Genomic DNA, 22,208 nt, shown 5'->3' on the forward strand with positions numbered 1-22,208 from the left:
GTGGCGGCTCGGCCGATGGTTGCGGCGGCTCAGTCGATCCGGCCGAGGATCAGCCTCTGGTCGACGCGGGCGAACCTGGGCGCGATCTCCACCGCACCCTCCAGGGCCTCCACCGCCCGGGCGAACCGCATCGGGTCGTCGGCGTGCAGGGTGAGCAGCGGCTGCCCGGCACGGACCATCGCGCCCGGCTTCGCGTGCATCTCCACTCCGGCACCGGCCGACACCGGATCCTCCTTGCGGGAACGCCCGGCGCCCAGCCGCCATGCGGCGAGACCAACCTGGTAGGCGTCCAGCCGGACGAGTACGCCCTCCGCCGGCGCCGTCACCTCGTGGGTGTGCGCAGCGTGCGGCAGCGGCGCGTCCGGGTCACCGCCCTGCGCGCGGATCATCGACCGCCACACGTCCATCGCCGTGCCGTCCTTGAGGACGTCGCTCGGGTCGGGGCCGCCGACCGCACCGGCGGCGGTGAGCATCTCCCGAGCCAGCGCCACTGTCAGCTCCACCACGTCGTGCGGCCCGCCGCCGGCGAGTACCTCCACCGACTCGCGTACCTCCAGCGCGTTCCCGGCGGTCAGGCCGAGGGGGGTGCTCATGTCGGTGAGCAGCGCGACGGTGCGTACGCCGGCGGACCGGCCGAGCTCGACCATCGTGGCGGCGAGCGTGCGGGCGTCGTCGGCGTTCTTCATGAACGCGCCGGAGCCGACCTTCACGTCCAGGACGAGCGCGCCGGTGCCCTCGGCGATCTTCTTGCTCATGATCGAGCTGGCGATCAGCGGGATCGACTCGACGGTGCCGGTCACGTCGCGCAGGGCGTACAGCTTGCGGTCCGCGGGCGCCAGCGTGTCGGTGGGTGCGCAGACGACCGCGCCGACGTCGCGCAACTGGGACACGATCTCGTCGTACGACAGCGACGCCCGCCAGCCCTTCAGCGACTCCAGCTTGTCCAGCGTGCCGCCGGTGTGGCCCAGCCCGCGACCGGACAGCTGGGGTACGGCGACGCCGCAGGCGGCGACCACCGGCGCCAGCGGCAGGGTGATCTTGTCGCCGACGCCGCCGGTGGAGTGCTTGTCGGCGGTCGGCCGGCCCACGCCGGCGAAGTCCAGCCGCTCACCCGAGGAGATCATCGCCTGGGTCCAGCGGGCGATCTCGGCGGGCTCCATGCCGCGCAGCAGGATCGCCATCAACAGCGCCGACATCTGCTCGTCGGCGACCACCCCGCGGGTGTAGGCGTCCACCACCCAGTCGATCTGCGCGTCCGCGAGCCGGTGGCCGTCCCGCTTGGCGCGGATGACGTCGACGGCGTCGAAGTGTTCGGTCACGGGCGGGCCTCGCTCCCGGTCTGGTACTCGGTCAGGTGGTCCGGCCCGAACGCGTCGGGAAGGACCTCGGTCATCGGCAGCACTCCGCGCGGGGTGTCCACCAGCAGGCGCGGGCCGCCGTGCTCCCACAGCAACTGGCGGCACCGGCCGCAGGGCATCAGCAGGGCACCCTGCCCGTCGCAGCAGGTGAACGCGACCAGCCGGCCTCCGCCGGTGGCGTGCAGGGCCGAGACCAGCCCGCACTCCGCGCACAACGTCATGCCGTACGACGCGTTCTCGACGTTGCAGCCCGCCACCACCCGGCCGTCGTCGGTGAGCGCCGCGGCGCCGACGGGATAGTGGGAGTACGGCACGTACGCCCCGGCCATCACCTTCCGGGCCGCCGCCCGCAGCCCGGCCCAGTCCACCTGCTCGCCGCTCACGTCACCGTCCACGCTCGTACTCACGTCCTCGTCTCCCCCACTCGTCCCGCTCGTGCGCTGGTCGGCGTCCCCAACCCGTGTCCCCCACCGTGCCCTGCGCGTGCCCACCACTCATGCCCGGCTCCGGGCCGCCCGCACACGCGAAGACCCGCAGGCTAGCTCTTGACGTAGGGTTCGCCGTCGGCCTTCGGGGGCCGCACCCGGCCGACCGCCCCGGCCACCGCGACGACCGTCGCGAGGTAGGGCGCCATCACCAGCAGCTCACCCGGAATGGGCGTCTGCAGGATCTGCAGCTGACCCTGCAACTGCTGGGTGAAGCCGAAGAACAACGCCGCCACCGTCGCGCCGAGGGGATTCCACCGGCCCATGATCAGCGCGGCCAGCGCGATGAAGCCCTGGCCCGCGGTCAGGTCCTTGTCGAAGCTGCCGGTGAAGCCGATGGTGAAGAACGCACCGCCGAGGCCGGCGACGATCCCACCGGCCAGCACCGCCTGGTAGCGGACACGGAGTACGTTGATGCCCACCGTGTCGGCGGCGCGCGGGTGCTCGCCCACCGACCGCACCCGCAGTCCCCAGCGGGTCTTGAACAACACCACCGTGACGACCGCCACCGCGACGTACATCGCGTACACCAGCAGGGTCTGGGCGAAGAACGTCTGCCCGATCACCGGGATCGCCGACAGCACCGGGATCGGGACGTTCGGCAGCACGCCGGGGTTGTTGTAGCGCTCGGAGTCCGACTGCACGAACTGGTCGAACAGGAAGCCGGTGATGCCGGACGCGAACACCACCAGCACCACGCCCAGGACCACCTGGTTGACGCGGTAGCGGATGGCGAACACCGCGAGCATCGCCGCGATCAGCACACCGGCCAGGATCGCCGCGAACGCACCGGCCCAGAAGCTGCCGGTGGCCGAGGTCACCACCGCGGCGGCGAACGCCCCGGAGAGGAACTGCCCCTCGATCGCGACGTTGATGACGCCCGCGCGCTCGCACAGCACACCCGCGAGCGCACCCAGGATCAGCGGGGTGGCGAGGTTGAGCGTTCCCTGCAGCTGGTTGGTGAGCGGGAAGGTCTTGCCCGCCGCCGCCCAGCACAGGAACGTCACCACCAGGGCGAGCGCGAAACCCACCCACAACAGCCTGGCCCAGCGGCCGCGTACGCCGCGGAGCAGTTGGGTGAGTGCCAGCACCAGCGCGTACGCCGCCAGCGCGAGCGCCACCGGCAGAGCGGGCAGGGAGATGTCGGGCAGCTGCGCGGCCGCGAACTGGTCGGACAGGCCGAACTTCGCGGTCTTCGGCGCGGTGAACACCGCGAGCAGCACGCCGAGCACGGCGAGCACCAGCGCGAGGATCCCGGTCCGGATCCGCCTGCGGCGCTCCTCCGGGGACTCGACCGCCGCGCTCTTCTCGGGTCGGGTGAGGGTCGTGGTCATCGGGTCAGCTCCTCGTCCCTCACGCGTTCCAGCCCTTGGCGAGCACGGCACCCGTGCCCTCGCCCCGGATCCGGAACACCGCGCGGACCAGTGCCGGCGCGGCGATGAACAACACGATCGTCGCCTGCAGCACGGTGGTCAGCGTGAGCGGCGTCTGGGTCTGCAGCTGCATCTGCAGGCCACCGGCGTTCAGGGCGCCGAACACCAGCCCGGCGACGACCGTGCCGACCGGCGACGCCCGGCCCAGCAGGGCGACGGTGATCGAGTCGAAACCGACCGTGCCGGCGATCCCGTCGGTCAGTGGCGAGTTGGTGCCGAGCACCTGCTGGACGCCGGCCAGGCCGGCCAGCGCACCGGCGCCGAGCATCGCCAGCGTGTACGCCGTACCGACGCTCATGCCGGCCGTCCGGGCGGCGTCGGGGTTGGCACCCACCGCCCGCAGCTGGAAGCCCGTGGTCGACCGGGTGAGCAGCCACCACACCGCGCCCGCGGCCAGCAGCGCGACCAGGAAGCCCAGGTGCAGCCGGGAGCCGGGAATCGCCGGGAACTGCGCGGAGCCGTCCACCACCGGGCTGATCGGGTCGTTGCGGCCCGGGCGCTGGAAGGCGTTCGTGGTCAGCAGCCACTGCAGGAGGTACAGCGCGACGTAGTTGAGCATGATCGTGAGGATCACCTCGTGCGCCCCCGTGCGCGCCTTGAGCACACCGACGATGCCGCCCCACAGCGCCCCGCCGAGCACGCCGGCGACGAGCGCGACGAGCACGTGCAGGCCGGGCGGGAGGTGCAGGGTGAAGCCGACCCAGGCGGCGCACAGCGCGCCGACGATCAGCTGGCCCTGGGCGCCGATGTTGAACAGCCCGGCGCGGAACGCCAGCGAGACGCCGAGACCGCCGCAGATCAGCGGGGTCGCCTGCACCAGCGTCTCGGCGAGTTGCCGCAGGCCGCCGAACGCGCCGGAGAAGAGCGCGCCGTACGCGTCCGACACCGCCGACCACGACGCCGACAGCGCGTCGGGCGGGTAGGAGAAGAAGTACGACCAGGTGGACAGGACCTCGGCGTCGCTGACGACGATCAGCACCGCGCCGACCGCCAGCGCGAGCACGACCGCGGCCGCGCTCACCAGAAGCTCGCGCGCCCAGGCCGGACGGGTGGCGCTCACGAGGCGTCCTCCAGCGTTCCGAGGGCGGTCGGGTTGGCCTCGGCCAGCTGCGCCGCCTCCTCGACCGGGACGCCCGCCATCATGCAGCCCAGCTGGTCCCACGGCGTGTTCGTACCGACGATGCCGACCAACCTGCCGCGGTACATCACCGCGATCCGGTCCGCGAGCGCCACGATCTCCTCCAACTCCGTGGACACGATCACCACCGCCGTGCCCTGGTCGCGCTCGGCCACGATGCGGCGGTGGACGAACTCGATGGACCCCACGTCCAGGCCGCGGGTGGGCTGCGCGGCGATCAGCAGCTCCAGCGGGCGGGACAGCTCCCGGGCCAGGACGACCTTCTGCTGGTTGCCGCCCGACAGCGCGCTCACCGGGGTGTCCACCGACTGTGTGCGGACGTCGAACTCCTCGACCCGGTGATCGGCGTTGTCGCGTACGGCGGCCTGCGACAGCGCTCCCCTGCGCGCGAACGGCGCGCCGCGGAAGAGGTCCAGGATGAGGTTCTCCGCCACCGAGAACGTCCCGACGAACCCGTCGTGGGAGCGGTCCTCGGGGATGTAGCCGATGCCGGCGGCGAGGTGCTGGCGTGGTGTCGTACCGACGAGCTCGCGGCCGCCCAGGCGTACCGACCCGGCGGCCACGTCGACCAGCCCGACCAGTGCCTGTACGAGCTCGGTCTGGCCGTTGCCCTGGACGCCGGCGATGCCGAGGATCTCCCCGCCGTGCACGTCGAACGACACGTCGTCGACGGCGACCAGGCCCTGGCCGTCCACGACGCTCAGGTCCTTCACCGTCAGCTTGGGCTCGGCCGGGGTGGCCGGCGCCTTGTCAACCTGGAGTTGCACGGGTCGGCCGACCATCAGCTCGGCGAGCTCCGCCTCCGAGGCGTCGGGTGCGACCGTGCCGACCACGGACCCGCGGCGGATCACCGTGATCGTGTCGGCGATCGCCCGCACCTCCTTGAGCTTGTGGGTGATGAAGACCACCGTGGTGCCGTTCTCCCGCAGAGCGCGCATCACCTCGATCAGCTCGTCGATCTCCTGCGGGGTGAGCACCGCGGTGGGTTCGTCGAGAATCAGCACCTTGGCCTCGTTGGCCAGCGCCTTGAGGATCTCCACCCGCTGCTGCACACCGACCGGAAGGTCCTCCACGCGGGCGTCGGGGTCCACGGCCAGGCCGTAGCGCTCCGACAGGTCGCGCACCAGCGAGCGGGCCGCCCGCTGGTCGAGCAGGCCGGGGCCGCGGGTGCGTTCGCGACCCAGGACGACGTTCTCGGCGACGGTGAAGACGGGCACCAGCATGAAGTGCTGGTGGACCATCCCGATACCGGCCGCGATCGCCTCACCGGGTGAGCCGAACGACACCGGAGTGTCGTCGACGAGCACCTGGCCCTCGTCGGGACGCAGCAGCCCGAAGAGCATGTTCATCAACGTGCTCTTCCCGGCGCCGTTCTCGCCGAGCAGACAGTGGATCCGCCCGGACTCGAACGTCAGGTCGATGTGGTCGTTGGCGACGAGGGACCCGAACCGTTTGGTGAGCCCGCGGAGTTCGAGCTTCATGCACTACTCCAGCCTGAAGGTGCGCACCCGTGCGGCGGGGAGGGCCGGTGCGGCGCACCAGCCCTCCCCCACGGCTGCCAAGGGTCGCGACGCGGTCACTTCGACTGCGGCTGCGCCTTCGACTTGATCGTGATCTTGCCGTCGATGATGTCCTGCTTCAACTTGCCGACCTCGTCCTTGAGCTCGGACGGGATCTTGCTGTCCCACTGGTGGTAGGGCGAGAGGCCGGTGCCGTCGTTCTTCAGCGTTCCGACGTAGGCGGTGCTGTCGAACTTGTCGTCGGCCGCCGTTGTCACGACGTCCTTCACCGCCACGTCCATGCCCTTGTAGACACTGGTGAGCAGCACGTCGCAGTACTCCGCGGCGCTCTTGCAGCCGTCGGTGTCCACCCAGATCGCGTTGACCTTGCCACCGGAGGCCTTCGCGGCCTGCAGGCCACCCAGACCGGCGGGGCCGGCGACCGGGAAGATGATGTCCGCGCCCTGGCTGATCAGGTTGCTGCCGGTGTTCTTGCCCTGCGCCTTGTTCTCGAAGTCGTTGGTGAACAGGCCCTTCTGGGTCTTCTCGCTCCAGCCGAGAACCTGGACGTTCTTCTTCTTGACCTTGTTGTAGTACTGCACGCCCTCCCAGTAACCGTCCATGAAGATCGTGACGGTGGGGATGGGCAGGCCGCCGAAGGTTCCGACCTTGCCGGTCTTCGTCATGCCGGCGGCGAGGTAGCCGGCGAGGAAGCTGGACTGGGCGGTGTCGAAGAGCAGCGACTTGACGTTCTTCGGCACCTCCTTCAGGCCGGTCTTCTTCAGGTCGGTGGCGGCGATGTCGTAGTCGACGATGCCCCACTTGATGTCGGGGTTGGCCGAGGCCGACTTCGCCGTCTGGTCACCGAGCTTGAAGCCCACGGTCACGATCGCGTTGCACTTCGCGTCGACCATGCCGCCGACGTTCTTCGCGTAGTCGCTGTCGGACTTCGACTCCGCGGTCGAGGTCTTGATGTTCAGTTCCTTCGCGGCGTCCAGGAAGCCCTGGTAGGACGTCTGGTTGAACGACTTGTCGTCGAAACCGCCGGAGTCGGAGACCATGCAGGCGCGGAAGTCCTTCGCCGCCGCGTTGGACTTCGAGCCGTTCCCGCCCGAACCCGAGTTGCTCTCGGTCGGCTTGCTTCCACAGCCGGTGACCACCAGGGCCACCGCGCCAAGGACCGCGAGGCCCTTGAGGTACTTCGTCACAACGCCTCCTCAGCGTGCCCGATCGGGTGGGGTACCCGCGCCCGCGAACGGGCGTCGAGGACGGACGCCGCGCGATGCGCATGGGTGACTATAAGGTGCGCCGACAGCAGGTGAGGAATCGCGGCTTCGGATCCCTGCCATGTGATCCTCCCGTGACCTTGCCCGGAGGCCGGAGCATCTTCCGCCCCGTGGTCGATACGGGCAAATCTGTCTCGTCCGGCACAGGTCGTCCGAGTCGCCTCGAATGCCTGGGTTCATCCGGCGGTTATGAGGCTGTTACACCGGTCGCAAACGCGGGGCGGCCCGGCGGTTCGGGCCGGCGGTTCGGTCCGTGGTTCAGCCGTCGTCGTCCTCGCCCACGAGCAGCGCGGCGCCGACGAGGGTGCGTACGCCAACCGAGATGGCGTGCTCGTCGATGTCGAACGTGCCCTGGTGGATGTCGAACGGGCGGGTGCTGCCGGTCGGGCGAACTCCCAGGCGGGCAAGGGCTCCCCGGGTCCTGGTGAGGTACCACGCGAAGTCCTCACCGCCCAGGCTCTGCTCGGTCGTGCCCACGGCGTCGCGGCCCATCGTGGCCTCCACCGCCCGCTGCAGAAGACCGATCGCGAACGGGTCGTTGACCACGGGGGGTACGCCGCGGTGCACCTCGGCCTGCACGCCCACGCCGTAGGGCGCCACGATCTGGTGCGCGAGCACGGGAACGAGTTCGGCGGCGGACTCCCAGACGTTGACGTTCAGGCAGCGCAGGGTGCCCTCGGCCTCGCCCTCCATGGGGATCGCGTTCGCCGCTGCGCCGGCCTGGATGCGTCCCCACACCAGGGTCAGCCCACCGCGCGGGTCGACCCGCCGGCTCAGGGCCAGCGGAAGCTGACTCACCAACGTGGACAGGGCGTGTACGAGGTCTGCGGACAGGTGCGGCCGGGCAGTGTGCCCGCCGGGGCCGGTCAGGCGTACGTGCACCCGGTCGGCGGCGGAGGTGATCGGGCCGGCCCGCAGGCCGACGGTGCCCACCTCCAGCCGTGGGTCGCAGTGCACGGCGAAGATCTGCTCCACCCCGGCCAGGGCGGCGTCGGTGGCGAGCACGTCCAGCGCACCGCCGGGGATGATCTCCTCAGCGGGCTGGAAGACCAGGCGCACGCGGTTGCCGAGCATCCCGGCCGCGGCGAGTTCGCCGAGCACGAGTCCGGCACCCAGCACGATCGCGGTGTGCGCGTCGTGGCCGCAGGCGTGACACACACCCGGACGGCTGGAGCGGTAGGGAACGGTCTTCTCGTCCACCACCCGCAACGCGTCCAGGTCGGCGCGCAAGGCGGCCTTGACCGGTCCGAGGCCGGGCCCGCCGACGTCGCACAGCAGTCCGGTGCCCACGGGCAGGCGGACGGGGGCGAAGCCGGCCAGCTCCAGGCGGTCGCTGACCACCCGGGTGGTCCGGAACTCCTCGCGGCCGGGTTCGGGATGGGTGTGAAGATCGCGCCGGAATGCGATCAGCTCGTCGGCGTAGGTCTTGGCGAGCCGGTCCACCTCGGCAACGACAGTTGAGTCGAGGGGCACCTTGCGATTGTCCACCCCGCCCGATTTGTCCCGCACGCCACCCTGCTTTCGCCGTTGGTTCCCGGCTCGTCACCCACAGTCTCGCCCCGGTCCCACCCGGACGGACGCCGAAAGCCCAACTGGCACCGGCGTCCACCGACGGCGTCCACCGACGGCGTCCACCGACGGCGTCCACCGACGGCGCCCTCCGACGGCACCTCAGATCGCGTCGGCCGGGGTGTAGACGCCCCAGACCTCCCGCAGCGCGTCACAGACCTCGCCGACGGTCGCCCGGGCGGCCAGCGCCCGCTTCATGGGGTAGAGCACGTTGTCCGAGCCCGAGGCCGCCGAGCGCAACTCCGCAAGGCAGCCTTGCACCTCGTCGTCGTCGCGGTCCGCGCGCAGTCTGGCCAACCGGGCGCGCTGGGCCTCCTCGATGGTGGGGTCGACCCGCAGCGGCTCGTAGCGCTCGTCGTCGGGAACGACGTACCTGTTGACGCCCACCACGACGCGTTCGCCGCCGTCGATGTCGCGGGAGATCTGGTACGCCGCCTGCTCGATCTCGGCCTTCTGGTAGCCCTTCTCGATCGCGGCCACCGCGCCCCCGAGGTCCTCGACGGTCTCCATCAGCGACCGCGCGGCCTCCTCCACCGCGTCGGTCATCGACTCCACGGCGTAGGAGCCGGCGAACGGGTCGACGGTCGCCGTCACGTCGGTCTCGTACGCGAGCACCTGTTGGGTACGCAACGCCAGCCGGGCGGCCTTCTCGCTGGGCAGCGCGATCGCCTCGTCGTAGGCGTTGGTGTGCAGCGACTGCGTGCCCCCCAGCACCGCCGCGAGCCCCTGCACCGCGACCCGGACCAGGTTGACCTCCGGCTGCTGTGCGGTCAGCTGCACCCCCGCGGTCTGGGTGTGGAACCGCAGCATCTGCGACTTCGGGTTGCGCGCACCGAACCGGTCGCGCATCACCTGCGCCCAGATCCTGCGGGCGGCGCGGAACTTCGCCACCTCCTCCAGCAGGGTCGTACGGGCGACGAAGAAGAACGACAGCCGCGGCGCGAACTCGTCCACGTCGAGTCCCGCGTCGATCGCCGCCTGGACGTACTCGATGCCGTCCGCCAGCGTGAACGCGATCTCCTGCGCGGGCGTGGCGCCGGCCTCGGCCATGTGGTAGCCGGAGATGGAGATCGTGTTGAACCGCGCAAGCTCGGCTTGACAGTAGGCGAAGATGTCGGACACCAACCGCAGCGAGGCCTTCGGCGGATAGATGTAGGTGCCGCGGGCGATGTACTCCTTCAGCACGTCGTTCTGGATGGTCCCGCTCAGCCGGGCGGGGTCGACGCCGTGTTCCTCACCGACGAGTTGGTACAGCAGCAGCAACACCGCGGCCGGCGCGTTGATCGTCATCGACGTGGACACCTGGTCCAGCGGGATGCCGTCGAACAGCAGCCGCATGTCGTCGATGGAGTCGATCGCCACCCCGACCTTGCCCACCTCGCCGTGCGCGATCGGCGCGTCGGAGTCGTAACCCATCTGGGTGGGCAGGTCGAAGGCCACCGAGAGGCCGGCGGTGCCCGCCTCGATCAGCTGGTGGTAGCGGCGGTTGGACTCCGCCGCGGTGCCGAAGCCGGCGTACTGCCGCATCGTCCACGGGCGGCCGGTGTACATCGTCGGGTAGACACCCCGGGTGTACGGATAGGAGCCGGGCTCGCCCAACTGGCTCGCGGGCGTCCACCCGGCGAGGTCGTCGGGTCCGTAGACGGGCTTGATCGGCAGGCCGGACTCCCCCACCCGCGCCGGGCGCGAGGGGGAAGCTTTCGACGCAGCGGCATCGGTCATGGGTTCTCGCCTCCGCGACGAGGATATCCACGAGCGGGGTCCGCCCACGCCGACGCGTCGCGGTGGAGCACCTCGACGTCCTCGCGAAGGTCGGTGGGCAGCCAGGCCATCGCGTCCGCGGCGTAGTAGAACCCCTGGCGGCCGGCCCGCGGCGGCGTGCGGGCACGGGTGAGGACGGCCAGGGCGCGGGCCTCGCTCGCGTGCAACCAGACCTCGGTGCCGTCGGTGGTGGCGTAGTCGGCGCCAGCCTGGGCGTAGCGGATCGCGTCGTGCGGACGGCCGATCCAGTACGACACCACCGACTGCAGCCCGCGTGCCCACGCCCGCAGGCCGTTGTGGTCGGCGAGGTCGGCGCACACGAACGCGGCGTAGGCGTGCGCCATCGCGTTCGGCGCGTCCACCCGGTCGTGGGCGAGCTTGGCCAGCATGCCGGACACGAGGGCGGCGGCGAAGTGCAGCCTGCGTACGTGCGCGGGATGTTGCGGGCCGTCCAGCAGGGTGAACAGCAGGTCCTGGGTGGCGGCGAGCGTGCCCAGGATCCGTGGCAGCGGCCGCTGTTGGTAGGCGTGGGTGAGCTGGCGCACCTCGGCGTACACCTGCTCCAGGCTCTCCTCGCCGAGGGCGGTGCGGGCGACCAGCAGGCCGAACCCGCGCGCCCGCCGGGCGGACCGTTCCAGGACGTCCAGGTCGTCGGCGCCCTGCCCGAAGGCGGTTTCGTGGTCGGGCGTGGTTGCCGGCCCGGTCGCAGGCCCGGAAGCCGGCCCGGGTGCCACGGTCGGCCTCGTCGCGACGGTGGGTCCGGTCGGGGCGTACGGCGCGACGAGTTCGGCGGCGGGCCTGCCGAACATCGCCTGCAGCACCCGCCGGGTGACCGGCGTCGTGCCGGTGCGCTGACCGGACGCGAGCCGGCGCAGGTGCCGCGCGGACATGCTCGCGCCGCGTTCCCCGGTCTGGCGGGCCAGCGTCTCGAACGCCTCGGCCACCTCGTCGTAGGTCTGGTCCCGTTGCCGGATCAGGTGTTCCAGCACGGTGCGTGGGGCGGTGTCTCGTCTCCCCGTCATCCACTCCTCCTGGTGGGCAGGCCCCCGTTGGCCGGAACGCTCGCCCCCGAACGCTCCACGAAGTTGTACCGGCAGGCACCGACCGACGGCCGCGCCGAGCGCGCGGGGTCCGGATGAGGTCCGGCACAGGTCCCCCCGGGTGCCATTCGGGTCCGGCACAGGTCCGCCACAGGTCCGCCGTGGGACCTCGCCTGGACACGCCCACCCACCGAATGCTTGAGCCCTGCCCGAGGTCGGTACCTGCAAGCCAGGTGCCGGCGAGGGCATCCCGCCGGACCCGCCCCGCACACGACCACGTCGACGGATCGTCGTCCGCACGATCACAAGGAGGCAAGCAGCCGATGACAGTGCAGGCCCCGCCGTCGGAGGACCGACAGCGCGAAGAGCTGATCGAGTCCGCGCGGATCGCCCTGAAGTCCGCCGGGTACCGGTCCCATCCCCGCGTGGGCATGGCCGGTAAGCAGTACGGCATCGAGATTCCCTACCCCTCGCTGCCGGAGATCTCGGTCGTCCTCCGCTGTGACCGCTGGGACGGCCGGTGGGTCTTCCGCCAGACCGGATGCCGCCCGGTGGCCGACGCCGACGACCTGGAGTACCTCATCGCGTGGGTGAAGGAGCTCGTCGAACCGCCGTTCGGCATCCAACCGTGAGGCCGGCAGCCGCGGGCCGGCCCGTTGAGGTTGCCCGGTCATACTGGGGTGGTGCGTATCACCAGGAAGATCGCCGCCCTGCTGCTCGGCGTGGCCGGCTGGAACGTCGTCACCTACGCCACGTTCATCCGCAATCTGGCGAAGACGGAGGGGCGCCCGACGGGCTTCTACGTCGCCCATACGGTACTGATCATCGTCAACCTCGCCATCGCGGCCGTCCTGGGCCGAATCGGCTGGCAGGCGCTGAAGGCGGAGCGGTCCGGCGCCGGCGAGGCGGGGCCCGGTCAGGACCGCGACGAGGTGTCCGCCGACAGGTGACCCGCCGGGTGGTCCCCCGGGTTGTCCGGCGCGCTTGCCCGCTCCGCTGGTCTCCCCACCGGTGACCACTCTCTTCCCCAGCGGCAGGTACTACCCTGTGCGAACCATGCCCCCAGCCGATCATCCCAGTCCCCGTGAACGGGCCGGCCTGACCGTGGGACGAGTGTGTCCGGCGCGCCCGGCACAGATCGTTGGTCGTGCCGGTTCCGCCACCCGCATCGCCCGGGTGATCTGCGTCCTGGTGCTCGGTGTGGCGACCACCCTCGGCCTGACCGTCGTACCTGCTGGTGCGGCCGTCGGCGGGCCCGGTGCGAAACCGACGCCCAGGACGGACCCACGCGCTCCGGCCCCGCCCGTGCCGGGCCCCACCGCGGCGCCGGTTCCCACCGCCAATCCGTTCACCGGCCCGGTCGGCGGCGCGGCACTCGGGCATCGGGGCGTGGTGGTGGACCGGACGGCCGCATCCGCGCCGCCGAAGGTCGACGTCGCGTCCTACGTCGTGGCCGACCTCGACACCGGCGAGGTCCTCGCGTCCAAGAACGCCCACCTCCGGTTGCCGCCGGCGAGCACGCTCAAGACCCTCACCGCAGTGACCCTGCTGCCCCGGCTGGACAAGCGCGCCCGCTACACCGCCCAGCCCGCCGACACGCGGGTCGAGGGGAGCCGGGTCGGGATCGAGAAGGGCCGCGCCTACACCATCGACCAGTTGTTCTACGGCTTGTTCCTGCCGTCCGGCAACGACGCCGCCAGCGCACTGGGCAACGCCGCCGGGGGCACCAGCACCGCGGTCGAGATGATGAACACCGAGGCCCGCCGGCTCGGCGCGTTCGACACCCACGCGGTCAACACCAGCGGGCTGGACGCGCCCGGTCAGGTGTCGTCCGCCTACGACCTGGCGCTGGTCGCGCGGGAGGGTATGACCCGCGCCGACTTCCGCCGCTACGTCACCACCCTGCGCTACAGCTTCCCCGGCAGGGGCAAGAAGTCGTTCCAGATCCAGAATCTCAACAAACTGCTCGGCCACTATCCCGGCGCGATCGGGGTGAAGAACGGCTACACCACCATGGCGCACAGCACGCTGGTCGGCGCGGCCGAGCAGGACGGCCGCCGGCTGGTGGTGGTGATCATGCGCTCCAAGGCGCCGTACTGGACCCGCGCGGCCGCCTTGCTGGACTGGGGATTCACCGCAGGCGCCAAGGCGAAACCCGTCGGCACCCTGGTCACCGGTGACGACGTGGCCCGGGCCGCGGCCGCCCGGGCGCCCACACCTGCCACCCCGAAGCCCGGGGCCACCAAGCCGGCCAGCCCGGAGGCCAGTCCCAGAACGACACCCACTCTTGCCCCCGGCGCGGCCGGCCCGAACGACCGGGGCATCGCCATCAGCGCGGCGAGGTCCGCCTGGCCGCGGCTGCCGGTCTGGCTGTGGCTGATGCTGTTGGTGTTCCTCGGGCTCGCGGGCCTGCGCGTCTACAGCTACGTACGCTCCCGGCGCTGACGTTCGGCCTTGCGGCGCTGACGTTCGGCTTCCCGGCGCTGCCGCCGGGTGGCCAGCCAGCCGACGGTGAGGCCACCCACGAACGCACCGAACGCCGCCGACAGTCCCCGGGCGATCCGCCGGGCCCGGCTGCCGGCCGGGGGCGGCTCCGCGCCGCCGGCACCGTTCGGCCGACCGCCACGCTGCGGTACGCGCCGCACCCCGCCGGCCTTCTCCGGATGAGTCATCTTCTCCACCGGGACGGCGGTGACCGCCCACGCCGCGCCGAGCACGGTCAGCCGGTCGAAGTAGTTGATCCACACCAGCAGGGCGACCAGGATCGCGAACGCGCCGTAGAGCGGGTTGCCGGTCACCGTGCCGAGCACCAGTCCGGCGAGCTGCTTGAGGACCTCGAACCCGAGGGCGGCCAGGAGTGCGCCGCGCCACAGCTTCTTCGCCGGTACGTCGTGCCGGGGCAGCAGGCGGTAGAGCGTGAAGAACAGCAACGTACTTGCGCCCACGCCCACCACGGCCGCGACCGCCCACAGCAGGACGCCCACGCCGGGAACCTTCGTCAGGTGGGCGACGGTGAGGATGAAGTCGGCGAACGCCGTGACGACCGTACTCACCCCGACCGACACCAGCAGGACGGCGCCGACCGCGACCAGCACGACCAGGTCGAACACCTTGTTGAGCACGAAGTTGCGGCCTTCCTCCGCGACCGCCGCGAACACCGCCTGCAGCGACGTGCGCAGTGCGGAGATCCAGCCCAGCCCGGAGTAGAGCAGCACCGCCAGGCCGACGATGCCCACGCCTGCCTTGTTGCGCGCGATGGCCTGGACGTCGATCTGGTTCTTCCCGGTGCCGATCATCCCTGGCAGCACCGACGACATCGCCGAGGTGACCGCGTCCCCCGCCCCCGGCACGTACTCCACCACGTAGCCGACCCCGGCGAACACCAGCGCGACCAGCGGGAAGAAGGACAGGAAGGCGAAGTACGTCGCCGACGCGGCGAGCTGGCTCCCCAGCACCTTGTTGTAGTGGGCCAGCGCCCGGGCCAGGTGGTCGACCAGCCTCGAGCGCACCCGCGCGCGAGCAACCTTGTAGTTCAGCCGTTGCCGCGCCCGCGAAACGTCCATGCAACGTCCCCTTCCCCGTGCGGCCTGCCGGCACCGCGGGCGAGCTGACCAGGAGCTGCCAGGGGTCTGACCACGAACTGACCGGGAGCCGCGCCGCCCGCGACGGCAAGATCAGTGTGCCCCGGCGGGGACGATCGGACGGGACCTTCGGGTACGCCGCGCCGAATCGGTCACGCGCCCGGCTCTGCCACCTCCGGCTAGCCGGGCTCGCCGGACTTGCCGGGCGGCTCGTCGGGCGGCACTGGGCCGGGCAGCGGACCGCCCAGCGCGAAGTCCCGCTGCGGCCGCCACACCAGGTCGGTCCCGTGCTCGAACAGGCTGAACGTCTGCACGGTGAAGGCACAGGTGTAGCTGTCCAGCGCCTCGTACGCCTTGTCCAGCACGTGTTCGGGCAGGTCGTGGGCGATCGTGACGTGTGGGTGGTAGGGGAACGCGAGCTCGCGCCGCAGCGGTCCGCTGCGCACGCCCTCGGCCAGCAACTCGCAGGAGGAGATGCCCTCCGCGACCGCCACGAACACCACCGGCGACACCGGCCGGAACGTCGCGGTCCCCCGCAGCCGCATCGTGAACGGCTCCGCGGTCTCCGCCACCGCGAGCAGGTGGCGTTCGATGGCGTCCATGGCGTCGTCGTCGACCTGGGTCGGCGGCAGCAACGTCACATGGGTGGGGATCGCGTCGGCGAGCGGGTCACCGAACGCGGCCCGCCAGCGCTGCAGCTCACCGCCGTAGGGTTCGGGGATCGCGACCGCGACACCGATCGTGCGCACGGAAGTCGCCGCCTATCGTTTCGCCACGACGAAACCGAGCCGGTCCTCGACCTCGCGCAGCGTCTCCGCGGCCACCGTCCGGGCGCGCTCGGCTCCACGGGCCAGGATGTTGTCCAGGCTCTCGGGGTCCTCCAGCAGGGCCAGCGTGCGCTCGCGGTAGGGCGTCACGAACTCCACCACGACGTCGGCGACGTCCCGCTTGAGGTCGCCGTACCCCTTGCCGGCGTAGGCGTCCACCAGCTCGGGGACGGGGCGTTCGGTGAGCGCGGACAAGATGGTGAGCAGGTTGGACACCCCGGGCTTGTTCACCCGGTCGAAGGTGATCTCCCGGCCGGAGTCGGTGACCGCGCTGCGGATCCGCTTGGCGGAGGTCTTCGGGTCGTCGAGCAGGTCGATGATGCCGGTCGGCGACGAGGACGACTTGCTCATCTTGGCGGTGGGGTCCTGCAGGTCGTAGATCTTGGCGGTGTCGGCCAGGATGAACGGCTCGGGCACCCGGAACGTCCTGCCGTACCGGCTGTTGAAACGCTGCGCGAGGTCGCGGCTCAGCTCGAGGTGCTGGCGCTGGTCCTCACCGACCGGGACGGCGTCGGTCTGGTAGAGCAGGATGTCGGCGGCCATCAGCACGGGGTAGGTGAACAACCCGACCGTGGCGCCCTCGACGCCCTGCTTCTGCGTCTTGTCCTTGAACTGCGTCATCCGGCTGGCCTCGCCGAACCCCGTCAGGCAGCCGAGAATCCAGGCCAGCTGGGTGTGCTCGGCGACGTGGCTCTGCACGAACAACGTGCAGCGTTCGGGGTCCAGGCCCGCGGCCAGCAGTTGGGCCGCCGAGCGCAGGCTGCGTTCGCGCAGCCGGGCCGGGTCGTGGCCCATCGTGATCGCGTGCAGGTCGACGACGCAGTAGAACGCGTCGTGCTCGTCCTGCATGCCGACCCACTGCCGGACCGCCCCGAGGTAGTTGCCCAGGTGGAAGGAGTCGGCGGTGGGCTGGATGCCCGAGAACACGCGCGGTCGCGACATGCTCTGAATTGTGCCAGCCCCTTCGCCGGGCCCCGACCCGCCGTCCACACCAGGACCGGAGTGGGCGTGCGGCATACTGGATGATCACCGCGAACGGCACGTACGCGTGTTCGCCCCCGTCGTCACCAAGCCCGGTCAGGCCCGCTCGGCCGGCTGGGTGGGCTCGGCAGCGGGCCTGTCGCCGGAGCCGTTGGAGCCACCAGCGCCACCAGAGGCACCGGAACCACCAGAGGCACCGGAACCACGGGATCCGTCGGGACCGGCGGAGCCCCCGGACCTGTCGGAGCCGTCGGAGGACGCCTGGTCGGCTGCCCCCTCGGGTGCGGAGCTCTCCGGCGGCCGGGGCGTGAACCGCAGCCGCGCCACCCGCCGCCCGTCCATCTCGATCACCGTGAACCCGTGACCGTCGAACTCCGCCGACTCACCCTCGGACGGCACGTGTCCGAGCAGGGACACCACGAAGCCGGCCACCGTCTCGTACGGCCCGTCCGGCACGGTGACACCCGTCTCGTCGGCCACGTCGTCCAGGCCGATCCGGCCGTCCAGCTCCACCTCACCGGAGACCAGCCGGCGTGAGGCGGCCTCGGCCGCGGTGTCGTACTCGTCCCGGATGTCGCCGATGAGCTCCTCGACCAGGTCCTCGAGGGTGACGATGCCCGCGGTGCCGCCGTACTCGTCCAGCACGATCGCCAGGTGGTGGCTGGTCGAGCGCATCTCCGACAGGGCGGGCAGGACCCGCTTGGTGCCGGGCAGGAAGAGGACGTCCCGGGCCAGGTCGCCGACCCGGACCGAGCGGTTGGCCACCTCGGGGTTGAGCAGGTCGCGGACGTGGACGAAGCCCACCACGTCGTCGGTGGAACCGCGCACCACGGGGTAGCGCGAGTGCGGGCTCGCGGTGACCTCCTTCACCGTCTTGTAGACCGGCGTGGACGCGTCCAGGAAGTCGGTTTCCGTACGCGGCAACATGACCTCGCGCAGCTGCCGGGTGCCCGCGTCGAACACCTCGTCGACGATGGCCCGCTCCTCCTCGCCGAGCGTCTGGTGCCCCGACACCAGCTCGCGCAACTCCTCGTCGGTCATCTGCTCCCGGCCGATGTTCGGGTCGCCGCCGAGCAGGCGGACCACCACGTTGGTCGACTTGGACAGGAACCAGATGACCGGCCGGGCGAGGGTCGCGATCGAGGCGACCATCGGGGCCAGCGCGGAGGCCACGCCCTCGGCCCGCTGCAGCGCGAGCCGCTTGGCCGCCAGCTCGCCCAGCACGATCGAGACGTACGACACCGCGATCGTGATCAGCACCAGGGCGACCGGTTCGGACGCGCGCGGCGGCACGCCGGCGTTCACCAGCACCGGGGCGAGGTACTTGGACAGGTTGGCGCCGGCGAACGCCGAGGCCAGGAAGCCGGAGAGGGTCACGCCGATCTGCACGGCGGACAGGAACTGGTTGGGGTCGGCGGTGAGCCGGGCGATCACCTCGCCGCGCCGGCCACGCTGGGCGAGGGACTTGACCTGTCCCTCGCGCAACGACACCAGCGCCATCTCGGCCGCGGCGAAGACGCCGCCGATGAGGACGAAGATCAGGGCCAGCCCGATGTTGGCCAGAACGGCGTTCATGGAAGCGTCACCGGGAAGTCAGGAGGTGCCCGGCGGCCGGATGTCGCCTGGTGTGCCTGATGTACGTGATGTGCCCGTTGTGCACGTTATGGCCAGCCGGACCGCTGGTTGTCGCCATGCGCCCAAGAGTAACGACTTCCTTCCGCGACATTCGCCGACCGCTCCGTGCAGCCGGTCCGTGCCCACCCGAGCTGGCTCGGTCGATCACGGAACCGGGGTTCCCGCTAGGGTTCCTCTGACGTGCGCGCCGCCCGATCGGTTGCGCGTACGCCGGACGAAACTCACCGCGGGCGCAGTGGTCGAGACGCCGGTCGGCGACGGCCGCGCGGAGTCGGCGCCGCCCGGAGACGGACGTGACATGAAGAGAACCGCGACCCGGTTGGCCGACGGGCGAGAGCTGATCTACTTCGACGAGTCCGACAGCGCCGTCCGCGACGCCGTGGACCAGCGGGACCTCCCGCCGCGCCCGCCGGCGTCGGAGCTGCGCTACGACCCGCTGGTCGACGAGTGGGTGGCGGTCGCCGCGCACCGGCAGAGCCGCACCTTCCTGCCGCCGGCCGACGAGTGCCCGCTGTGCCCGTCCCGGCCGGGGCATCCCTCGGAGATTCCGGCCGAAAGCTACGACGTGGTGGTCTTCGAGAACCGCTTCCCGTCGTTCTCCGGCGGCTCCGGCGGCTCCGGCGGCCCCGGGGCGGACGGCGCGGCCGACGTCGGCGGCCTGACCGAGGAGGCCGACCTGTTCGCCCGCCGGCCGGGCGTGGGGCGCTGTGAGGTGGTGTGCTTCACCTCCGAGCACGGCGGCGCTTTCGGGTCGCTGTCCCCCACCCGGGTACGCACGGTCATGGAGGCCTGGGCGGACCGGACCGCCGAGCTGTCCTCCCTGCCCGGCGTGGAGCAGGTGTTCTGCTTCGAGAACCGCGGCGAGGACATCGGCGTCACCCTGCACCACCCGCACGGGCAGATCTACGGCTACCCGTTCGTGCCTCCGCGCACCCGGCAGATGCTCACGGCGGCCCGCTCCTACGCCGAACGCACCGGCGGCAACCTGTTCGCCGACGTGCTCGCCGCCGAGCGCGCCGCGCAGGTCCGGGTGGTCGCGCAGACCCGGCACTGGACCGCGTTCGTGCCGGCGGCCGCGCGCTGGCCGGTCGAGGTGCACATCCACCCGCATCGCCGGGTGCCCGACCTGGCGGCGCTGGACGACGCCGAGCGCGCCGAGTTCGGGCCGCTCTACCTCCGGGTGCTCCGTGCGCTGGACCGCTACTTCGCGCCCGAGGGCGGGCCCGACCTGCCCCTTCCGTACATCGCCGCGTGGCACCAGGCGCCGGTGCACACCGACCGCGACCTGGCCGCCCTGCACCTGCAGGTGTTCTCGGTCCGCCGGGCCGCCAACAAGCTGAAGTACCTCGCGGGCTCGGAGTCCGCGATGGGCGTGTGGATCAACGACGTACGCCCCGAGGACGTCGCCGCCCGGCTGCGCACCCTCGTCGACGAAGGAGGACGGGGATGAAGCTCCTGGTCACCGGCGGTGCCGGCTACATCGGCGGGATCGTCGCGACGCTGCTGCTGGAGGCCGGGCACGAGGTGACGGTGCTGGACGACCTGTCCACCGGGCACCGTGACGGCGTGCCGGAGGGCGCGGCCTTCCACCAGGCCGCGATCACCGACGCCGCCGACGTGCTCGACCCGTCCTTCGACGGTGTGCTGCACTTCGCCGCCAGGTCGCTGGTGTCGGAGTCGGTACGCCGGCCCGAGCTGTACTGGCGTACGAACGTCTGCGGCACCCTCGCCCTGCTGGACGCGATGCGGGCGGCCGACGTCCGCCGGATCGTCTTCTCCTCCACCGCCGCCACCTACGGCGCGCCGGACACGACGCCGATCACCGAGGACGTCCCGCCGGTGCCGACCAACCCCTACGGCGCGTCCAAGCTGGCCGTGGACGCGATGCTGACGAGCGAGGCGCAGGCGTACGACCTGGCGGCGGTCAGCCTGCGCTACTTCAACGTCGCCGGTGCCTACGCCGACCACGGTGAGCGGCACGACCCGGAGACCCACCTGATCCCCAACCTGCTCGCGGTGGCCGCCGGTGAGCGCCCGGCAGCGCAGGTGTTCGGCACCGACTACCCCACCCGCGACGGCACCGCCGTCCGTGACTACCTCCACGTGGTCGACCTGGCCGACGCGCACCTGCGCGCGCTGTCCGCGGCCACCCCCGGGCGGCACCTGATCTGCAACCTCGGCACCGGCACCGGCTCGACGGTGCGGGAGGTGCTGGCCGCGGTCCGGGAGGTGACCGGGCACGAGGTGCCGGTCGAGGAGTCGCCGCGCCGCGCGGGCGACCCGCCGTCGCTGGTCGCCTCGCACGACCGGGCCACCGCCGAGCTCGGCTGGAAGCCCCGGCGCGACCTGACCGCGATGGTCGCCGACGCGTGGAGCTACCGGCAGCGGCACGCGGGCAGCTGACCGACCCGGAGCACACGGACCGCACGGACACCACGGAGCAGACGGAGGACGTACGCGATGAACGCGCGCACCACGCTGGACGGTGAGTTCGAGTCGGCGTTCGACGGCTCGGCGGCCGGCATCTGGGCGGCACCCGGGCGGGTCAACCTGATCGGGGAGCACACCGACTACAACGACGGGTACGTCCTTCCGCTGGCGCTGCCCCAGGGCGTGGCGGCCGCCGCCGCGACCCGCTCCGACGGCCTGGTGCGGATGGCGTCCCGGCAGGCCGACGGCCGGGTGGAGGTCCGCCTGGACGCGCTGAAGCCGGGCGCGGTGGACGGCTGGGCCGCCTACGTCGCGGGCATGGTGTGGTCGCTGCGCGAGGCCGGGCACGACGTCGGCGGGCTGGACATCCTGGTCGACGGTGACGTACCCCTCGGCGCCGGCCTGTCCTCCTCCGCCGCGCTGGAGTGCGCGACCGCGATCGCGGTGTCCGACCTGTACGGCCTGAAGATCGACCGGACCACCCTGGCCGGGCTGGCCCAGCGCGCGGAGAACGACTTCGTGGGCATGCCGTGCGGGATCATGGACCAGTCCGCGTCGCTGCTGTGCACCCGCGAACACCTGCTGTTCCTGGACACCCGCACCCTGGGAACCGAGCAGGTGCCGTTCGACCTCGGCGCGCACGGGCTGGCGCTGCTGGTCGTGGACACCCGCGCGCCGCACCGGCTGGTCGACGGGGAGTACGCCGCCCGCCGGCGCACCTGCGAGGAGGCCGCGGCGAAGCTCGGCGTCCGCGCCCTGCGCGACGTCGAGGGCCTGCAGGCCGCGATGGACCAGCTGTCCGACACCGTGGTGGCGCGGCGGGTACGCCACGTCGTCACCGAGAACGCCCGCGTCCTCGCCACGGTGGAGCGGCTGCGCACCGGCAGCCCCCGCGACATCGGCCCGCTGCTCACCGCCTCGCACGAGTCGCTGCGCGACGACTACGAGGTGACCGTGCCCGAGCTGGACAAGGCCGTCGAGGCGGCCCTGGACGCCGGGGCGCTGGGGGCACGGATGACCGGCGGCGGGTTCGGCGGCTGTGTGATCGCGCTGGTCGACGCCGACGCCGCGGACACGGTCGCCGGCCGGGTGACGGAGGCTTTCGCGGCCGCGGGATTCAACGCACCGTCGTCGTTCATGGCCCAGCCCAGCCAGGGTGCCCGGCGGATCCGCTGAACGGAGCGC

Annotated in this window: 18 protein-coding genes and 1 pseudogene; 6 read left to right on the forward strand and 13 right to left on the reverse strand. The window is 71.7% G+C overall.

Annotation, left to right across the window (positions count from 1 at the left end; all coding sequences use genetic code 11):
- Positions 1-29: 29 nt before the first annotated feature.
- From F4554_RS21630 to F4554_RS21670, 9 genes are all read right to left on the reverse strand, one after another.
- Complete coding sequence (locus F4554_RS21630) at positions 30-1,319, reverse strand: thymidine phosphorylase (RefSeq protein WP_179789263.1); 1,290 nt, start codon at positions 1,317-1,319, stop codon at positions 30-32.
- A complete protein-coding gene (locus tag F4554_RS21635; RefSeq protein WP_337796153.1) occupies positions 1,316-1,765 on the reverse strand; it encodes a cytidine deaminase in 450 nt (149 codons plus the stop codon). Before F4554_RS21635 ends, F4554_RS21630 begins: the two co-directional genes overlap by 4 nt.
- 131 nt (positions 1,766-1,896) lie before the next feature.
- Entirely contained in the window at positions 1,897-3,177 is a 1,281-nt protein-coding gene (locus F4554_RS21640) for an ABC transporter permease (RefSeq protein ID WP_179789264.1), read from the reverse strand.
- A gap of 19 nt (positions 3,178-3,196) precedes the next feature.
- Positions 3,197-4,336 (reverse strand): ABC transporter permease subunit, encoded by a 1,140-nt coding sequence (locus F4554_RS21645; protein WP_179789265.1) that lies wholly within the window; start codon positions 4,334-4,336, stop codon positions 3,197-3,199.
- On the reverse strand, positions 4,333-5,895 hold the full coding sequence (locus tag F4554_RS21650) for an ABC transporter ATP-binding protein (protein WP_179789266.1): 1,563 nt from the start codon (positions 5,893-5,895) through the stop codon (positions 4,333-4,335). Before F4554_RS21650 ends, F4554_RS21645 begins: the two co-directional genes overlap by 4 nt.
- Positions 5,896-5,990: 95 nt before the next feature.
- On the reverse strand, positions 5,991-7,121 hold the full coding sequence (locus tag F4554_RS21655; protein ID WP_179789267.1) for a BMP family ABC transporter substrate-binding protein: 1,131 nt from the start codon (positions 7,119-7,121) through the stop codon (positions 5,991-5,993).
- Positions 7,122-7,457: 336 nt separating this feature from the next.
- Positions 7,458-8,672: an amidohydrolase gene (locus F4554_RS21660; RefSeq protein WP_179789268.1), complete on the reverse strand. Its 1,215-nt coding sequence runs from the start codon at positions 8,670-8,672 to the stop codon at positions 7,458-7,460.
- 198 nt (positions 8,673-8,870) lie between these two features.
- Positions 8,871-10,490 carry an acyl-CoA mutase large subunit family protein gene (locus F4554_RS21665; protein ID WP_179789269.1) on the reverse strand — a complete coding sequence of 540 codons (1,620 nt, stop codon included), beginning with the start codon at positions 10,488-10,490 and terminating at the stop codon, positions 8,871-8,873.
- A complete protein-coding gene (locus F4554_RS21670; RefSeq protein WP_179789270.1) occupies positions 10,487-11,551 on the reverse strand; it encodes an XRE family transcriptional regulator in 1,065 nt (354 codons plus the stop codon). Before F4554_RS21670 ends, F4554_RS21665 begins: the two co-directional genes overlap by 4 nt.
- A 341-nt stretch (positions 11,552-11,892) precedes the next feature.
- Between F4554_RS21670 and F4554_RS21675 the strand changes: the two genes are divergently transcribed.
- From F4554_RS21675 to F4554_RS21685, 3 genes are all read left to right on the forward strand, one after another.
- Positions 11,893-12,201 carry a hypothetical protein gene (locus tag F4554_RS21675; RefSeq protein WP_179789271.1) on the forward strand — a complete coding sequence of 103 codons (309 nt, stop codon included), beginning with the start codon at positions 11,893-11,895 and terminating at the stop codon, positions 12,199-12,201.
- A 51-nt stretch (positions 12,202-12,252) separates the two neighbouring features.
- Positions 12,253-12,519, forward strand: a complete 267-nt coding sequence (locus tag F4554_RS21680) for an SCO4848 family membrane protein (RefSeq protein ID WP_179789272.1) — start codon at positions 12,253-12,255, stop codon at positions 12,517-12,519.
- Positions 12,520-12,625: 106 nt separating this feature from the next.
- Positions 12,626-14,014 carry a D-alanyl-D-alanine carboxypeptidase family protein gene (locus F4554_RS21685; RefSeq protein WP_179789273.1) on the forward strand — a complete coding sequence of 463 codons (1,389 nt, stop codon included), beginning with the start codon at positions 12,626-12,628 and terminating at the stop codon, positions 14,012-14,014.
- On the opposite strand, the gene F4554_RS21690 is transcribed toward F4554_RS21685, so the two are convergent.
- The 4 genes and pseudogenes from F4554_RS21690 to F4554_RS21705 all read right to left on the reverse strand — a co-directional run.
- The gene (locus F4554_RS21690) at positions 13,993-15,132 is read right to left on the reverse strand and encodes a YihY/virulence factor BrkB family protein (RefSeq protein WP_179789274.1); all 1,140 of its coding nucleotides are present in this window, start codon (positions 15,130-15,132) and stop codon (positions 13,993-13,995) included. The genes F4554_RS21685 and F4554_RS21690 overlap by 22 nt on opposite strands.
- 197 nt (positions 15,133-15,329) lie before the next feature.
- Positions 15,330-15,899, reverse strand: a complete 570-nt coding sequence (locus tag F4554_RS21695; protein ID WP_179789275.1) for a 2'-5' RNA ligase family protein — start codon at positions 15,897-15,899, stop codon at positions 15,330-15,332.
- A 12-nt stretch (positions 15,900-15,911) separates the two neighbouring features.
- Positions 15,912-16,919 (reverse strand): tryptophan--tRNA ligase, encoded by a 1,008-nt coding sequence (gene trpS / locus F4554_RS21700; protein WP_179789276.1) that lies wholly within the window; start codon positions 16,917-16,919, stop codon positions 15,912-15,914.
- Between the two features lie 261 nt (positions 16,920-17,180).
- Positions 17,181-18,533, reverse strand: a pseudogene (locus F4554_RS21705) (hemolysin family protein); the annotation flags it as partial.
- 358 nt (positions 18,534-18,891) lie between these two features.
- Between F4554_RS21705 and galT the strand changes: the two are divergent.
- The 3 genes from galT to galK are packed head-to-tail and all read left to right on the forward strand — an operon-like array spanning position 18,892 to position 22,199.
- Positions 18,892-20,043, forward strand: a complete 1,152-nt coding sequence (gene galT / locus F4554_RS21710) for a galactose-1-phosphate uridylyltransferase (protein ID WP_179789278.1) — start codon at positions 18,892-18,894, stop codon at positions 20,041-20,043.
- A complete protein-coding gene (gene galE / locus F4554_RS21715) occupies positions 20,040-20,996 on the forward strand; it encodes a UDP-glucose 4-epimerase GalE (protein ID WP_179789279.1) in 957 nt (318 codons plus the stop codon). Before galT ends, galE begins: the two co-directional genes overlap by 4 nt.
- Before the next feature lie 57 nt (positions 20,997-21,053).
- Positions 21,054-22,199: a galactokinase gene (galK, locus tag F4554_RS21720; RefSeq protein WP_179789280.1), complete on the forward strand. Its 1,146-nt coding sequence runs from the start codon at positions 21,054-21,056 to the stop codon at positions 22,197-22,199.
- Positions 22,200-22,208 lie beyond the last annotated feature (9 nt).

This window comes from Actinopolymorpha rutila (assembly GCF_013407855.1).
GTDB lineage: Bacteria > Actinomycetota > Actinomycetes > Propionibacteriales > Actinopolymorphaceae > Actinopolymorpha > Actinopolymorpha rutila.

Coding starts and splice junctions, on each gene's coding strand:
- F4554_RS21640 (WP_179789264.1), bottom strand. CDS start 3,177: ATGACCACGACCCTCACCCGACCCGAGAAGAGCGCGGCGGTCGAGTCC.
- F4554_RS21650 (WP_179789266.1), bottom strand. CDS start 5,895: ATGAAGCTCGAACTCCGCGGGCTCACCAAACGGTTCGGGTCCCTCGTC.
- F4554_RS21665 (WP_179789269.1), bottom strand. CDS start 10,490: ATGACCGATGCCGCTGCGTCGAAAGCTTCCCCCTCGCGCCCGGCGCGG.
- F4554_RS21670 (WP_179789270.1), bottom strand. CDS start 11,551: ATGACGGGGAGACGAGACACCGCCCCACGCACCGTGCTGGAACACCTG.
- F4554_RS21675 (WP_179789271.1), top strand. CDS start 11,893: ATGACAGTGCAGGCCCCGCCGTCGGAGGACCGACAGCGCGAAGAGCTG.
- F4554_RS21685 (WP_179789273.1), top strand. CDS start 12,626: ATGCCCCCAGCCGATCATCCCAGTCCCCGTGAACGGGCCGGCCTGACC.
- F4554_RS21690 (WP_179789274.1), bottom strand. CDS start 15,132: ATGGACGTTTCGCGGGCGCGGCAACGGCTGAACTACAAGGTTGCTCGC.
- trpS (WP_179789276.1), bottom strand. CDS start 16,919: ATGTCGCGACCGCGCGTGTTCTCGGGCATCCAGCCCACCGCCGACTCC.
- galT (WP_179789278.1), top strand. CDS start 18,892: ATGAAGAGAACCGCGACCCGGTTGGCCGACGGGCGAGAGCTGATCTAC.
- galE (WP_179789279.1), top strand. CDS start 20,040: ATGAAGCTCCTGGTCACCGGCGGTGCCGGCTACATCGGCGGGATCGTC.
- galK (WP_179789280.1), top strand. CDS start 21,054: ATGAACGCGCGCACCACGCTGGACGGTGAGTTCGAGTCGGCGTTCGAC.